Annotated in this window: 15 protein-coding genes and 1 pseudogene; 3 read left to right on the top strand and 13 right to left on the bottom strand. The window is 62.7% G+C overall.

Annotation, left to right across the window (positions count from 1 at the left end; translation table 11 throughout):
* Positions 1 to 60: 60 nt before the first annotated feature.
* Together AWC19_RS14565 and AWC19_RS14560 are read right to left on the bottom strand one after the other, a co-directional pair.
* Positions 61 to 996 (bottom strand): hypothetical protein, encoded by a 936-nt coding sequence (locus AWC19_RS14565; protein ID WP_085078773.1) that lies wholly within the window; start codon positions 994 to 996, stop codon positions 61 to 63.
* Positions 993 to 1,412 carry a hypothetical protein gene (locus AWC19_RS14560; RefSeq protein WP_085078772.1) on the bottom strand — a complete coding sequence of 140 codons (420 nt, stop codon included), beginning with the start codon at positions 1,410 to 1,412 and terminating at the stop codon, positions 993 to 995. The genes AWC19_RS14565 and AWC19_RS14560 overlap by 4 nt, the downstream gene beginning before the upstream one ends.
* 168 nt (positions 1,413 to 1,580) lie before the next feature.
* Between AWC19_RS14560 and AWC19_RS29185 the strand changes: the two genes are divergently transcribed.
* The gene (locus AWC19_RS29185; RefSeq protein ID WP_142281187.1) at positions 1,581 to 2,846 is read left to right on the top strand and encodes a helix-turn-helix domain-containing protein; all 1,266 of its coding nucleotides are present in this window, start codon (positions 1,581 to 1,583) and stop codon (positions 2,844 to 2,846) included.
* On the opposite strand, the gene AWC19_RS14550 is transcribed toward AWC19_RS29185, so the two are convergent.
* The 5 genes from AWC19_RS14550 to AWC19_RS14540 form a co-directional block, all read right to left on the bottom strand.
* Positions 2,839 to 3,486 carry an HAD family hydrolase gene (locus tag AWC19_RS14550; protein WP_085078770.1) on the bottom strand — a complete coding sequence of 216 codons (648 nt, stop codon included), beginning with the start codon at positions 3,484 to 3,486 and terminating at the stop codon, positions 2,839 to 2,841. The two genes, AWC19_RS29185 and AWC19_RS14550, sit on opposite strands and share 8 nt — an antisense overlap.
* A 40-nt stretch (positions 3,487 to 3,526) precedes the next feature.
* Positions 3,527 to 3,808 (bottom strand): hypothetical protein, encoded by a 282-nt coding sequence (locus AWC19_RS29180; protein WP_142281186.1) that lies wholly within the window; start codon positions 3,806 to 3,808, stop codon positions 3,527 to 3,529.
* A 233-nt stretch (positions 3,809 to 4,041) separates the two neighbouring features.
* Positions 4,042 to 4,455: a hypothetical protein gene (locus tag AWC19_RS29175; protein WP_142281185.1), complete on the bottom strand. Its 414-nt coding sequence runs from the start codon at positions 4,453 to 4,455 to the stop codon at positions 4,042 to 4,044.
* A gap of 2 nt (positions 4,456 to 4,457) precedes the next feature.
* Complete coding sequence (locus tag AWC19_RS14545) at positions 4,458 to 6,212, bottom strand: hypothetical protein (protein WP_085078769.1); 1,755 nt, start codon at positions 6,210 to 6,212, stop codon at positions 4,458 to 4,460.
* Between the two features lie 9 nt (positions 6,213 to 6,221).
* Complete coding sequence (locus AWC19_RS14540; RefSeq protein ID WP_158090878.1) at positions 6,222 to 6,554, bottom strand: type VII secretion target; 333 nt, start codon at positions 6,552 to 6,554, stop codon at positions 6,222 to 6,224.
* Between the two features lie 292 nt (positions 6,555 to 6,846).
* Here AWC19_RS14540 and AWC19_RS14535 point away from each other — a divergent pair, with 292 nt between their 5' ends.
* Positions 6,847 to 7,413 (top strand): hypothetical protein, encoded by a 567-nt coding sequence (locus AWC19_RS14535; protein WP_142281183.1) that lies wholly within the window; start codon positions 6,847 to 6,849, stop codon positions 7,411 to 7,413.
* Between the two features lie 254 nt (positions 7,414 to 7,667).
* Here AWC19_RS14535 and AWC19_RS14530 read toward each other — a convergent pair whose 3' ends face one another.
* The 6 genes and pseudogenes from AWC19_RS14530 to AWC19_RS14505 all read right to left on the bottom strand — a co-directional run bounded on the left by AWC19_RS14530 (position 7,668) and on the right by AWC19_RS14505 (position 13,879).
* The gene (locus tag AWC19_RS14530) at positions 7,668 to 10,445 is read right to left on the bottom strand and encodes an Eco57I restriction-modification methylase domain-containing protein (RefSeq protein WP_085078766.1); all 2,778 of its coding nucleotides are present in this window, start codon (positions 10,443 to 10,445) and stop codon (positions 7,668 to 7,670) included.
* Positions 10,446 to 10,517: 72 nt separating this feature from the next.
* Positions 10,518 to 11,507 (bottom strand): annotated as a pseudogene (locus AWC19_RS14525) (site-specific integrase); the annotation flags it as partial.
* Positions 11,507 to 11,743: a helix-turn-helix transcriptional regulator gene (locus tag AWC19_RS14520; protein WP_069395910.1), complete on the bottom strand. Its 237-nt coding sequence runs from the start codon at positions 11,741 to 11,743 to the stop codon at positions 11,507 to 11,509. The pseudogene AWC19_RS14525 and the gene AWC19_RS14520, both read right to left, overlap by 1 nt.
* A 5-nt stretch (positions 11,744 to 11,748) precedes the next feature.
* Positions 11,749 to 12,117 (bottom strand): hypothetical protein, encoded by a 369-nt coding sequence (locus AWC19_RS14515; protein ID WP_069395815.1) that lies wholly within the window; start codon positions 12,115 to 12,117, stop codon positions 11,749 to 11,751.
* Positions 12,114 to 13,463 (bottom strand): FtsK/SpoIIIE domain-containing protein, encoded by a 1,350-nt coding sequence (locus tag AWC19_RS14510; RefSeq protein ID WP_085078765.1) that lies wholly within the window; start codon positions 13,461 to 13,463, stop codon positions 12,114 to 12,116. The genes AWC19_RS14515 and AWC19_RS14510 overlap by 4 nt, the downstream gene beginning before the upstream one ends.
* Positions 13,460 to 13,879, bottom strand: a complete 420-nt coding sequence (locus tag AWC19_RS14505) for a hypothetical protein (RefSeq protein ID WP_069395816.1) — start codon at positions 13,877 to 13,879, stop codon at positions 13,460 to 13,462. The genes AWC19_RS14510 and AWC19_RS14505 overlap by 4 nt, the downstream gene beginning before the upstream one ends.
* A 170-nt stretch (positions 13,880 to 14,049) precedes the next feature.
* Here AWC19_RS14505 and AWC19_RS29170 point away from each other — a divergent pair.
* Positions 14,050 to 14,946 (top strand): NsdA family TPR-like regulatory protein (locus AWC19_RS29170; RefSeq protein WP_142281182.1); only part of this gene is annotated, 897 nt, incomplete at its 3' end.

Raw genomic sequence — 14,946 nt, 5'->3', positions numbered from 1 at the left:
CAACAGCACACCCGCGACCACACAGGTGGGGCCACTTTCGACCGCCCACCCGGGGCCAAATCAGGCTGTCACAGCCACCACCAACGGGTCAGCGGCGGTTGGGGTATGTTCACGGCAGGTTCCGGCCATTCTCCCACCGCGCTGGTCCATCAGCTTTTCCAGCGCGGCAAGGGTTTTCACCGCATCGCTTTCAGTCGTAGCGACTTTGGTAAACAGGGGGGCGCCGATCGAAACTTCGATGCCGTATTTGAGGTCGATGGCGACCAGGTGCACGAGCCCGGCTTCGATGGCTGGCCCGAAGCCGGCGGCGATCCCCCAGAACACCGAGCCCTTGCCTGCTCCCGAGCAGCCCACAGTGAGTGTGTGCCGGCTAGCGATTCGGAGAGTCCAGGGTCTCCCATTCTCGCAGCGCCCCAACCGCACACTCGTCGTAGCCGCCCGGGTAGGCGGCGGAGCATACCCGACTCCGGCGAGCTGTTCACGCATGACGAACTCCATGCGCACCGTGCCGGGCGCGACCACCACTGAGCGCGCCGAATGCGCGCCCGCGGCATCGCGGATCTTGGGTACCGCGTTTTCCAAATCTTCGACGGTCTGCCCCATGCGGGTACGCACCGTCAAGTACAGGCAATGATCGGATGTGCTGACCCGCACCAACTTTGGATGGGTCCACACTGTCGTCGTGGTCGGCTTGCCGTCCTTGTCTTTGCTGGTGACATGTTCGGAAAACGACAACCCGCACCTTTTGGACAATCGCGACCAAGAACCGCGCACCCACCAGCGCCACCGAGCGCGCCGAAGCGGGCCCGCGAAATACCGCTCGTAGCCCTGCGGATCGTTGTGCCGCCAAGTCAGCAGCGCCGCAACCATCACGGCGACCACCACCAGCAGCCATGCCGCACCAACGAGCACAACGTGCTCAAGGTGCTTCAGACTGAACCCGGCGTCGGAGTAGGGGTAGTCGGGGTCGACCGGATAGGGGTCGTAGGGGTTCACGCTTGGGCCCCCGATCCACTGCGGGTCGCTGGCGCTTGCTTGGCGGCGGCGTCGCGGAGCAGCTTTGCGCCGTCAGCAACGACACGCAGTTCGGTGACGCCGAAAATAGAGACGCGCGTGCTGCCGTAATCTCCGCCGACGATCCGCGCGGATAGCCCATTGCTGCCGCTGACGGCGATCACTGTGCCGACAGGCACGTCGGCCGCCAACGTATCGGGCATGACGACGGTGGCGCCCGGCGTGACGCCGAGGGCATCGCTCACGATCACTGATTCGACGCCTGAGACGGGTGCGCCGTTGGCGTCGTATTCGCGTCCTGTGACGATGCGGCTATCACCGCGGCCGGAATACACCGAGCGTTCGCGGGCCTCTTTGGTGACCCATCCCAACACCTCGCCTGCGAGCTTGACATCCATCTGACCTGGACCTCCTGATTGCTTGGTTAGCTTTGGCGCACTTGGGTGTGCCAGACCATCATCAGACAGCGGGATGTCCTAGTTGAGGACATACCAGAGGACGCAGAGCGGACGTTTCGGCGGATGTTCTGTTGGCTTTAGGCAACATAGTGGCCTACTCTGGGCCACATGACAAACGCAGTTGGCAATGCGCGACTACGCGCAGCACGACAAGGACTGGGCTTGAGATCGCAAGCCGCGTTGGCTCAAGCCGTCACCGAAACCGGGCGATCAATTGGCCTACGAATCTCAGTGACACCACGTACGGTCCGCCGATGGGAATCCGCAAACCCGCCCTGGCCCCATCCCGAACACGCAGCGGCGCTCGAAGCCCTCTTTCAGCGGTCTATAACCGAGCTGGGCTTCGTCGCTCCCTGGCAGGATGACCAGCCGGATACGCCAAAAGACTTGCGGGCCAACAAATCACGGCAACACGGAAGGCGGCCTCTAGGCAGAGTCGGCCCTACCCTGCCGGTCGGCGTCGCTGCCGATTACGCCGCGATCACCGTCGCCTACCGCCATCTGTACTGGACGGTCCCCGCGGCAGACCTTTTGCCACTCGTCGCCTGCCACGCCGGCCTTGGTGCCTCCTTGCTTTCTAGCATTGACGATTCAGGCCGAAAGGGCCTGGCAACCGCGCTATCTGAAGTCAGCCTGCTTGCCGGTCGACTGGAGTTCTTCGATCTCCAACAGCCCGACGCTGCGCAACCCCACTTCGTCTTGGCGCTGCAGGCTGCGTACGAGGCTAACGACACCTTGCTGGGCGCTGCGGTTTTGGCGCATATGGCGTTCGCCCCAGCATTCTCCGGTGATCGGACCAGAGCCGAAGAAGCGCGAGACCGGATTCGTGCAGCACATGCATTCGCCCGCCGCGGTAACGCACCAGCGGCAATCACCGCGTGGCTCAACGCCGTTGAGGCCGAAGTCGAAACCCGATTCGACAACACCCGTGGCGCGCTGCGACTCATCGACCAAGCCGAAACGCTGGTCGCCAGGCAAGAAGACGACACACAGCTACCAGGCTGGTTCGATTGGTTCTCGCTCACCCGGTTACAAGGATTCAAAGGAAACACTTTGATAGCTGCGGGTCGGCCGCATCAGGCCCAGGCCGTGCTAACCCAAGTGCTAGCCGATCTGCCTGACAATGCCGCCAAGCAACGATCCATTACGCTCGCCGACCTCGCTGCCGCGGCCGTCGCCGATAAGGACCCTGAGCGAGCGTGCGAACTACTGACCGACGCAATTGAAGGCGTCAGCCAACACTGGTATGCGACTGCAATGGATCGAATAAAAGCAGTCAGGGAAAACCTGCGTGAATATGAGTCGCTGCCGGCAGTACGGGATCTGGACGCGAAGCTATACGACTGGCATACCACAGTGAACTCATTTAGCTAGCGAGCAATAGCCCAAGAATCTGATCCAGACTCTTCACTCGCCAATCTGCGGCTTGATCCAGTTCGGGAGAGTCACGAAATATCCAACCCCACGGGCCGCGCTGTACAAAAACGGTCTTCAAGCCGACCGCTTTGGCTGGCCGTAGGTCGTTATCGATGCGATCGCCCACATAGACAACGTCTGATGGGTCGTCCACTGGCGACGCCTGAACAAGCTTCTCGAAAAACACTACGTCGGGCTTCTCCACGCCCCAATCGTCAGAAGTCGCAATGAAGTCAGTAGGCAGGTCGAGAGCGTGGAGAAGCCGTCCTGCGCGGGCCGTCTGGTTACCGGCGATACCGACCCACAAGCCAGCGGCCTGAAGAGCCGATAACGTTGGCCGCACGTCTGGGTAGAGATCGTCTTCTCCGAACCATTCCGGCTGTCCAGCCGTGGCCCTGGCCTCCCGCTCCTTGGTCAAATCAAATCCCGGTTTAAACACCTGGAATGTGTCTCGATAATCCTTGCCGGACGCAATAACAGCACCAAATACCGATACAAACGTGTGACGGGGAACTCCGAGCCAATCGGCCCAAGTTCCATACTCCCGCGTCTCATCGACAAGGGTCTCCCCGACATCGAAGGCAACCGCTTTTACCATGCCTTAACAACGGCCTCGTCAATGACCATGACTACTGGTATCAGCGATTCTGGAAGCTGAAATACCGACCGAAGCATTCGGCCGCTTCAGGCGTCAGCTCGGGATGGTTCTCCCGCAGCCTACTTGCAACATAGGCTTGCGAACCGGCAAGGTCATATTTTGTCCAATCGACGTCCATCCGCATAGCCTCTTGCATCAACGATTGAATCTTCTCTATCAGGGCGCCACCGTCCTCTCCGCCGTAACGAGCGATAACCTCGCGGCTGTCGAATCTCGGGGCCGTAAGCCGAATTTCCGGTTGTGAAAGCCCACTCGACCGCATCGCTGAAAGTTTCGATTGTCATGTTTCTTCCCCGCGCCACCTACGCCGCGTCCAATGGTTGATTGGGGAGAAACATCCCCGTTGCCCAACGTACAGTGTCCGCGCTCGCCCGGATGAACTGTCAAGGCCACAGCCGCAGAGTGGTCGACGTAGGTCGAGTCTTGACAACTCACCAGTTCGCGCCGAATAGCGCCGGGACGGAGAGGGGATCGAGGCCTTCATATCTACCGGTCTCATTCCATTTCGAGAATCCCAGCATGCGCCGCGTCAAAATACTCAGCGATGCGATCCCTCACCCATTCCAATTGCACCCTATCGGTTTCCGGTTCAAAACTGACTTGCTGGACCAACTCTTCAAGCGGTACATTGGGCGCCGTAGAAAATTTAGTGAAGTACTGCCATCTGTACGATTTGTCATAAGGGCCAAAAATGTTTGGCGCATCCAACGGTGCGATCATGCAATTCACACTGCCCTCTCGCGAAGATCGGTAAATTTGTATTTTACAGTCGACGGACTTATAGTAAACGACAGAACCCTGCCGCCCTCCTTCATCAACATTGTTGTCGACTTCATCCAACGTAAACCCAAGGTCGGTCAGTAACGGACCGACGACCGATTCGACTTCTGCCACAAAATGCGCAGTCACGGCTAACCGCCTCCTACTCGCACCCAGGAATTCCCGACTCGCTCGTATCCGTATTGCGCCGCATTCTCTGTTAGGTACCGTATCTCCATCGCAGAAAATGACTTCGGATCTGCGCGGACCACATCTTCAAGCGAAGAGAACCCTTTGGGCACAACGTATTCGATGCGAGACACACCGTCCTCCATTTGGGTTTGGAGGAATTGTTGGTTGACTTGCCACGCCAAGCCTCGCTCTTGCGCGTCAGTGAGTCCACTGGTGAGGGCATTCCAGGTTGGGTTGCCGGTGTCGAAATAGATTCCACCGTTGCCTCTGGCTTCGCCGATGTAGCCATCTTCTGGTCCAGCGAACTTGCCCAGGACTACTCGGTCTGGGTTGTCGCCGATGTAGTGGGTCGACATGTCCGCGAGTTGCTGGCTGAGCTCGGGAGTCGGGCCACCATGGGCGAACGCGTAATTGAGGTCCATCGCCGCTTGCTCTGCCCACGCATTGTAAGCGGGGAGATGATCGAAGCCGAGTGGTACATGCGGCCCGGCTGCTGGGCCGGTTTCGAGGACACCGGGACCAATCTCGCCGACTTCGCCTGCGATGGCTGCTCCTTCGCCGCCGAAGAGCATTCCGGGCAGGGCGACGGCGGCGTCCGCGGCTTTGCCACCCGCGTAGTAGGCGGGGCTTGGTGAGCCCACGGCGTTGGCGATTTCCCCGGCCGCGGCGCCGAAGGGGTTTTGGGCCGTCTGGGCGGCGCCTTTGACCATCTGCTCCCAGGATTCAAGGACGCCCGGCGCGCCGGGTCCTCCTTGCCCGATAAGGTTTTTGATCCCCTGTTCGGTGGCCCGCCAGCGGTCACCGAATCCTTCGCCGAATCCCGGCGGCGGTGGGCGCTGGGGGGTGGGCGGAACGTAGTTGGGCATGCCGTTGTTCATCCACTGCTGGGTGTTGGCCACGGCCGCATTCAGGCGTGCCTCGATCTGATCGGGCGGCACACCCTCGGCAGCCATGGATTGGCGGGCCATCGCCTTGAAGCTCTCCACGTCTGCGGGGTTGAGCTGAGGCGCCGGGGCGCCCGGGGCGGGCTGGTGTAGCCGGGCCAGCAGGTCGGGCAGGCTGCCCGCAGCAGGCTGTTGGTTGGCAGGTTGACCCCGGCCCAGCATGAGGTCTTCTAGCGTCGGTGGCTTGCCCGCGGGATCAGCACTGCCGGGTGCAGGAGTCGGTCGGGCTTGCGCCGGTGGGGCACCGGCTGGCGGCTGTGCGGCGGCATCCGGTGTTTGGGTTCCGGTGGCGGTGCGCAGCACCGCCGCCAAATCGCCATTGGTTTTCTCGGCGGTGGCCAGCAGTGCGGTGATTTTGTGTTGCAGGTCTTCGACTTTGGCCTTGACCTTCGCGACATCTTGGTCGGCCATGCCGCTGGTGTTCGGTGGGGTCACCGTGTTGGTTTTGGTGTCGATGTGCACCGCGGGCGCGGCGTTCGCCTCGTCGAAAATGTCGGCGAGTTGTTTTTTGACCGCCGTGACTTCTTGAGCGGCATGCCCGGCACCCACAGCTACTTTAAATGCGTCTTGCGCCGAGAGTTCCAGCTTGCCGCCGGTCTTGGCCATCGCCTCCCGCGCCGTTTCGCTGGCCTCACCGTGCCAGGTGGAAAACACCGGAAGGTTAGGAATGTTTTGCGCGGCTTCCCGGCTGGCCCGAGCTCGCGCCGCGGCAGCCTCGGCCAACTCGGTGATCTTTTCGGGATCCCACTCCTGCAGATCGGCGATGCTCAACCCCGCCCGTCACATCCCCATGCCCATGCGCTCGGCCAGCTCCTCGGCGGCAGCATCAATATTGCTGCGCGCGTCGGTGTCGGTGGTGTCATACTTGTCGGCCGCCGTCCGAAACTTGTCGGCGTGCTCACATAGTTCCCCGTGGTGGCTGGCGGTCTCGTCCTTCCAGTGCGCCGCCAACTCAGCTAAGGCCGCCGCGCTCTCTCCGATGAAGCCGGCCTGGGCAGCAGCGGTGCGCTCATGGGCCGCCACATGGGCTGCCAACAAATCCGCGGCGTGCGTGTCGACATGCTCGCCTGCCAACCGCGCATCTATCGGGTCAACCCGCAAATCGTCGCCCATCACCATCACCCGATCTCCCGGCCCCCAGCTCCAAACAGTTTGCTCAGGAGTTTACCGCCACCACAACACCACGGGCTGCGGCAAAACCAATTCGGCCAGCGGCTTCGGCCAGCGGCTTCGGCTTGGGCCGCGGCTGCTCATCGCGCCGCGATTCGCAACGACGTAGGGAAGGCCACGGATCGTCTACCGGCACACGGTGATGGTCCCAACCGGCGGTCGTCCGGTCAACAATGTTGGTCAGCTGGTGTACTGCTGGAATGGTGACGGATCGTCATCGACGAGGTGGTGTGGTGTGAAGACTCTTCAGGCAATGTGCCGCGTGTTGGAAGAGCGGCGGCGGGCGTTCCAACGAGACCTGGGGGATCGCGAAATCGGTGCTGCGGCGTGCGCGGTGCTCGATTATCTGATCGGACGAGCTCGGGCCGTGACCGGCCAGGTGCCCGCCGATGCCCCCATCACACGCAGCTACGTCGAGAATCAGATGGATGATGAAATTGAGACGCTGCGGGTGATCTCGGTGACGTTGACCCGGATGGCCGACCTAATGCGGGAAGGCGACGGTGCCGTCTGCGAGCGCCGGCAGCCCTTCATCAACTTGATCGGCCGCATTGAATCCGCCGGCTACGCGGTCGATACCGACACGTTCACCACCGTGACCGATCCCAGGGACTGGTCGGTTCTGGACACCATCGACGACCCAGCCGTCCAGGTCGTGTTGGCCGCCGACAAGATCGCCCGCGCCGAGCAGGCCGTGCTCTATCAGCAACGCCTGCAGCGCATGGACGCCGCAATCAACCGCATCGAAGCCGACTACGCCCAGAAAATCCGCGACCTCAGACACGAGCCCCACGTGCAGTGACGGTGGGTGCGCGCATGCCCGAGGTGACCACACTCGCGCCCTATCGCGGCCGAGCGGTATTGCGAAGACGGCTTTGGCCGAGTTAGGCGGCGAAAATCGGGCCGTCGTTGACCAGTGCGTGCCCGCCGTGCCAGTACGCTCCGGTCGCAGATTGTTCGGCGGCGTCGAATCCGACGCTGAATGACGTTGCCGGTCTTACTATCTCGCCGGTGGACCGTCCGGTAGCGCGCACTCCAACTTGGACGAAGGACATCTCACCCCGCGACCCCAAGCAACAGTTGCGTGACCGCGTCGACAATGGCGGTTTCGGTGCCTGTCTCGGACAGATGATCCCGTATCAGTTTCCGCGCTGCCTGGAAGGTGCTCGCCCTGCTGATGTCCACGGTGGCGGCTTCCTTCTCGGCTTGCTTGCCCAGCTCTGCTAGTTCGATATGAGCGGCGTTCTCGTTGTCGTACGTCGGGAACGGGGCCGAGAACACGTTCTTGTCGAAGTCGCGGGGTCCAAACAGTCCGATTGACTGTAGTGGTTTGACAGAGGTCAGAATCGGCGCGGAGTTGAGGATGGCGCAAAGGTAGTACGCCTCGGCCTCGGCCATCGTCGGTGCCCAGTAGAGCTTGTGCTCGATGATGGCGCGGTCATCCCTAACGATTGCCGCCGCGAGTGTGTTGCCCGACGCGGTATAGACGACCCGTATGGCCGCCACAGGAAGCTGAGCAGAGAGCTGCTGGTGGTAGTCCATCCGCTCCGACAACGGCTGACCTCCCGATTTCGGATCGGTTGCCCACGCGCTTTCCGTTTCCGACCACCAGACGTTGAGCCCGTCTCGCATCTCGATCTCGTCAGGTGTGAGGATTGCTGTCTTACTCAGGGGCAAAACCGCCTCCCGTGGCGGCAGTGTGCGGAACGGCAGCACCTGCTCGCCCAAATAGACGGGGTGGATGTATGCGGTCTCTACGTTGGCCTTGATGGACGGGTAGTCCTTCCACGGCTTCTTCTCCTGGCTGCTGCGCTGTGAGATGACCGACCGCCGTCCCGCCCCCGGACCCAACGGACCCGCTGGGGCGTCCACGACGAACATCGCGAAGCGGGGCACCAGGATCGCTCCCTGACGGAACCGCTCTTTGTACGGCGACTCGGTTACCTCGACGCCGTGATCCTTGGCGACAACGCTGGAGTCGCTTGTGGTGATTTTCTCGGCAGCGACCGACCATGGCACATCGGGACGTCTCAGTCTCCCGACCCACGCGAGAGTCTGCGTCGGCATCTTCCCCGCGCTAACGGCGCGCTTGCCGTGCACGACGCAGGAGGTCATGTGAAACCCGGTATCAGCCTTGCTCAAATCCCACGACACGCCGAATTTGACGGTGAGGTGGCTGCCCTGCTCGGTGCTCCAGTCCCCGCTGCGGAATCCCGTGTGTGGCCTGCTCGTCATGACGGCGTGCGGCATCACGAAGGTGAACGATCCGCCGGCCCGTAGGTATAGTTCTACGGCGCGCACGACGAACAGGGTGGATAGGTCACGTGCTGCCGCGCCGAGGCCCCCTGTGAGCAGGTTTCGTGGTTTGGCAAGTTCGAGGTAGTTCTTCTGCATCGAGGAAGTCATCTTGTTGTACCGCAGCCACGGAGGGTTACCGATCAGCACGTCCACGCGGTTCTCCTCCTCCGCCAACCACAGCGGCCGAATGAGGTTGCGCACGTAGTAGCCCCATACGTGGTTGCGGCCCTGCGCCCGCAGCGTGCACAGATTGGAGAACGTCTCCGTCAGCACCTGCCCGTCCTTGCTGTCGGGCGCGATACCCCGTTTCTTAAGGATTGTCGCGGCGGCTTTACCGGCGTTCTGCGGGTCGGTGTCGAGCGCTTTGTCCGCCATCTCGCTGACCAGGTAGTCGAACCCTGTCGCATCCTGAAGGACGCTACGGGGGAAGGACAGGGGTAGGGTGAACGCGCCTCCCTGACCCCCAAAGAGGTCGCTTTCATCGGTTCGGACGCGCACGACGTCAGCGCCGAAGATGTCCGCTTCCTGCTTCCACTGGATCGAATCACCCAGGTAGACAGGGATGGTCAATTCCTTGCGGGTGGGGGACTTGATGTTGTCACGCCCAAGTGCCAGCAGGTAGGTCACCCGCGCCAGGGTTACCGCAACGGGGTGTACGTCGATGCCGACAACGTGATGGGTGGCTTGCTGTACTGCCTCATCAACCTGGACTCCAGCCGCGTCGGCGGCGGAGAGGTACTTGCGGATTGCGTGGAACACGAACGTGCCCGAACCGCAACTCGGGTCCGCGACAACGGAGTTCAACGGTTTGGCAATGAACGCATCCACCATCCGATCCGCCAGCCAGTCAGGGGTGTAATACTCGCCGAGCCGCTCCCGAACAGGCTTGACGATCACCGACTCGTACAGAATCTTCAGCACATCGTGTTCGACTGCACCCCAATCGAATCGGGCAATGCGGCGTCCAAGGTTGCGGACGAATGATTCACCTGCAAGGGTGTCGGTCACCCAGTCGAAGAAATCGGCTTCCACCACCCCGCGAATCCTGGCGTTGGCGAACTCACTTCCGCTGGTGATCTGGCGGGCGGTCAGCGTGCCCAGCGGTCCTACGTCGAAACCAAGCACCGCGTGGGCGATTAGCTCAGCGGTGGTCACCAGTAACGTGTGGGTGATGAACAGCCGTTCGTCGTCCACGAACTCGGCACCTAGCGCTGTCCGCAGCAGTTTCCCCCAGAGCTGGCGCTTGAGCTGCACCTCCTTGTTGTCCGCGTTCGCTTGGTAGATCGCGCGCAACTCAGCCGCATCGAGCTTGTGTGCGGGGGATTCCGCGCCGAGACGGCGTTCGATCTCCTCGGGCACCGGCTTGATGGTGGTCAGGGTAGACATCACCGATTCCAGCCAGACCAGCAGCGCTTGGGTGTCCGGGCTTTGCTTGCTGAGCGTATGGGTCGAAATCAGCTCCAGGCTGTCGTCGTGAAGATGGTAGAGCCGCCACTCCGCACCATCGGTCAGGATCCCGACGTATCGCCCGACCATTTCCGACCGCTGCTTAACGTAACCGCCGAGCTGTTCCTCCGCCTTGGCTAGGTCGCCCGCGTGCAGGTCCTAGCGCAGGTCGGCGCCGGATTTGCGGGCCAGGCTGGCGTAGGTGTGTCGTAGGTCGTGGATCGTCAGCGGTGCGAGCTTGGTCTTGCGCAGGGCTTCGGACCAGTGCACATGCCGGCGCCAGTTGTTGGACCTGAGCATTGCGCCATTGGGTGACGTGATGGCCGGCTCATCCGGTTCACGACCGGCCACACGTGGTTTCAGTGCGTCAATGACGACCTGGGGGAGAGGAACGGTGCGCTTGGCGGCGCGCGTCTTGGGTGGGCCGATGATGATGCGACCTTCGACTTCCGGCGCGGCGCGGCGTACGTGGAGGCGGCGTGCGGTCAGGTCGATATCGCCGACGCGCAGGCCGACGAGCTCGGATCAGCGCAGGCCGGTGTAGGCCAGGATGGTCACGACATCGCCCTGGTCTTTGCATGCGGCAGCCAGGGCGGCGACTTCGGGTGCAGTCAGGTAGCGGTGGCGTTCCCGTTCGGGGATACGCCCTGCTGAGACGCCGTGAGCGGGGTTGGTATGAATGCGGCCGTCGTTGCGGGCTACTTCGAGGATGGAACGCAGCAGCCGCAGCGTGGAAACCTTGGCCCACGGCCCCACGGTGAGGGTGGCTGCGAACTGTTGCACGTGGGCACGGGTGATCTCATCAACGGGGATGCGGCCGAACCGCGGTGCGATGCGCAGGTGCCAATGCTGGCGGTAGCCGCTCCATGTTTTGGCAGACACTGCGGGCTTTTTCGAGGCGCTGTATTGTTCCCAAATCCGGGCCAGGGGCACGCGGCCGAGCCGTGGGTCGAATCGGCGAGCGCCGAGTGCGGCTTCGTTGTCGCGTTCTGCCTTGAACGCCTTGGCTTGTCGCAGGGTGGCGAAGGTTGTGGAGGTTTCGATCCAGCCGGATGCTGAGGCGGGGTCGCGCACCAGGTAGCGGACTTGGTAGCGGGGCGCTCCGGCCGTATTGAGCCGTTTGCGGATGCCGCGCGGGGTGTTACCGGCCATCAGCGTCGGACCTGCTTGAGCCATTTGCGGACCTCGGCCGAATCCCAGCGGCGCACCCGTTCGGACAATGAGTAGCAGGGTGGGCCGATCTGCCGTCCCGTTTGTTCACGGACTGCCGCCCAGCGGTTCAGCGTTGCCACCGATACCCCCAGCAGCGCCGAAACCTGTTCGGCGGTCAGCAGTTCCGGAAATTGGCCAGATGCCACCAGGGTTTCCCGGACGCTGTGAATCACCATCGACCTCACTCCTTCCTAGTTGCTGGTGTGGATGGCTTGCCGGCCAGTTCGGCCCGGATGCAGTTGAACCATGCGCGAGTTGTGGGGCATCCGGCGTCCATATCTGCCTGCCCGTCGGCTATTCCCCATAGGTCGCAGGCCCACCGTGCAAGTGCCGAGTCGACGGTTTCATCGAAGCGCAGCAGTTCATCACAGTCGTCCAGCGCCAGGGCGGTGCCCACGACCTCGCCGGTGGACCACTGATAGCGGAACTGGTCCCAGCCGAACTCGGCGACCAGGGCCGCACGCCTCAACAAGTCTTCCGTGCGCTGACGCAGCTGCGCTTCGTCAAGGGGCTGGAACACACCTGCGCATCCTGGCTCGCTGTTGGTCATTGCTTCTGAGAACCTTTTCCGCTCTGAGTGTTTCGCTTCGGTGGGTGGTATCGGGCTGCGGCGTCGCGGATTTGGGCGTCGCTCCAGAAGTCGGCTCGTACCCGCATCGCTGAGCCGTCCTCGGCGATCACGTACCCGGTGCCGGGGGCATCGGGGCTGATGCGGTGCGCTGGTGCCGCGTCGACCAGGCCGTCGCCGAGGACCATGGCGACTTCGTCGCGGGAGCGCAGCCGCAGCGCGATGGTTTGGGTGAACAAACCCCGCATCGGCAGGACTTCTTTGCGTGGGTCTTGCAGAAACGCCGCAACCACGACGCCGAGGGCACGGCCCTTGGTCAAGATCCGCGACAGCGATGCCCCGGCCTGCTTGCGGAGCGCGGGGTCGCTCATGTAGGCGGTCACGCCCGCCAGTTCGTCGATGAGCAACACCACCAGCGGATCAACGACGGTAGGGGTATGCTCGCGGCTGTTTCCAGCCATCTTCGCGCCCCGGGCGTCCATCAACTTTTCCAGCGCGGCAAGGGTGTTCACCGCATCTTCCTCGGTGGTGGCGACTTTGGTAAACAGCCCTGCGCCCACCGAGACTTCGATGCCGTACTTCAGGTCGATCCCCACCAAGTGGACCAGTCCGGCGCTGACGGCCGGGCCGAATCCGGCTGCGATTCCCCAAAACACCGAGCCCTTGCCGGACCCCGAGCAGCCCACCGTCAGTGTGTGCCGACCAGCGATCCGCAGAGTCCAGGGTTTGCCATTTTCGCAGCGCCCCAGCCGCACACTCGTCGTAGCCGCTCGGGTAGGCGGCGGAGCATACCCGACTCCGGCGAGCTGTTCGCGCATCACGAACTCCATCCGCACCGTGCCGGGCGCGACCACTGCTGAGCGCGCCGAGTGAGCTCCCGCGGCGTCGCGAATTTTGGGCACTGCGTTTTCCAAATCCTCGACGGTCTGCCCCATGCGGGTACGCACCGTCAGGTACAGGCAATGATCGGATGTGTTGATCCGCACCAACTTTGGATGAGTCCACACTGTCGTCGTGGTCGGCTTGCCGTCCTTGTCTTTGCTGGTGACCTGTTCGGAAAACGACAACCCACACCTTTTGGACAGCCGCGACCAAGAACCGCGCACCCACCACCGCCACCGAGCGCGCCGAAGCGGGCCCGCGAAATACCGCTCGTAGCCCTGCGGATCGTTGTGCCGCCAAGTCAGCAGCGCCGCAACCATCACGGCGACCAGCACCAGCAGCCATGCTGCGCCGACAAGCGCCAGGTGCTCGAGATGCTCGAAACTGAACCCGGCATCGGGGTAGGGGTAACCGGGGTCAATAGGAGTCGGGTCATAAGGGTTCACGCCTGGCCTCCCGATCCACTGCGGGCAGGTGTCGTGTGTTTGGCGGCGGCGTCGCGGAGCAGCTTCGCGCCGTCAGCGACGACACGCAGTTCGGTGACGCCGAAAATGGAGACGCGCGTGCTGCCGTAATCTCCGCCGACGATGCGCGCCGACAGCCCATTGTTGCCGCTGACGGCGACGACCGTGCCGACCGGTAGGTCGGCCGCCAAACTGTCGGGCATGACGACGGTGGCGCCCGGCGTGACGCCGAGGGCATCGCTGACGATCACTGATTCGACGCCTGACACGGGTGCGCCGTTGGCGTCGTACTCGCGTCCTGTGACGATGCGGCTCTCACCGCGGCCGGAATACAGCGAGCGTTCTCGGGCCTCTTTGGTGACCCATCCCAACACCTCGCCGGCGAGCTTGATGTCCATCTGCGTGGTACCTCCTGATGTGGTTGGTTGGCGCTGCCGCACTGGGCAGGGCGAGACCCATGATCAGACATAAGTTTGTCCTTTTAGAGGACATCGAAGAGGACATAACTCGGACGTTTCATCGGATATTCCGTTGTCTTTAGGCTCCACAGTGGCCTACTCTGGGCCGTATGACAAACACAATTGGCAATGCGCGACTTCGCGCAGCACGTCAGGGACTGGGTTTGCGATCGCAGGCCGCGTTGGCCGACGCCGTCACCGAAGCCGCACGTTCGATTGGCCTACGGATCTCAGTGACTCCTCGCACCGTCCGCCGCTGGGAATCGGCGAGTCCGCCCTGGCCGCATCCCGAACACGCGGCGGCGTTAGAAGCGCTCTTTCATTGCCCTGTAACCGACCTGGGCTTCGTCGCACCGTGGCAGGACAACCAGCCGGATACGCCAAAAGACTTGCGGGCGAACAAACCACGGCAACATGGAACGCGGCCGCTACGCAGAGTCGGCGCGACCCTGCCGGTCGGTGTCGCTGCCGATTACGCGGCGATCACCGTCGCCTACCGCCACCTGTACTGGACGCTTCCCGCGGGCGACCTTCTGCCACTGGTCGCCGGCCACGCTGGCCTCGGTGCCTCTCTTCTTTCCACCATCGACGACTCAGGGCGAAAGGGCCTGGCAACCGCGCTATCTGAAGTTAGCCTGCTGGCCGGCCGACTGGAGTTTTTCGATCTTCAACAGCCCGAGGCCGCCCAACCCCACTTTGTCTTAGCGCTGCAAGCCGCGTACGAGGCTGACGACTCTTTGCTGGGCGCTGCGGTTTTGGCGCATATGGCGTTCGACCCCGCGTTTTCCGGTGATCGGAGCAGAGCCGAAGAAGCGCGGGACCGGATTCGCGCAGCACACGCGTTCGCCCGCCGCGCTAACGCACCGGCCGCAATCACCGCGTGGCTCAACGCCGTTGAAGCCGAAGTCGAAACCCGACTCGACAACACCCGTGAAACGCCCTGGGTTTCCCGGAGGCTCGGGCTATTGGATTCCGATCAAGGGTTGGTCGGTCCGGTATGCATCGTA

This window comes from Mycobacterium palustre, assembly GCF_002101785.1.
Taxonomy (GTDB): Bacteria; Actinomycetota; Actinomycetes; order Mycobacteriales; family Mycobacteriaceae; genus Mycobacterium; species Mycobacterium palustre.
This window is presented reverse-complemented; position numbering and strand designations above follow the sequence as displayed.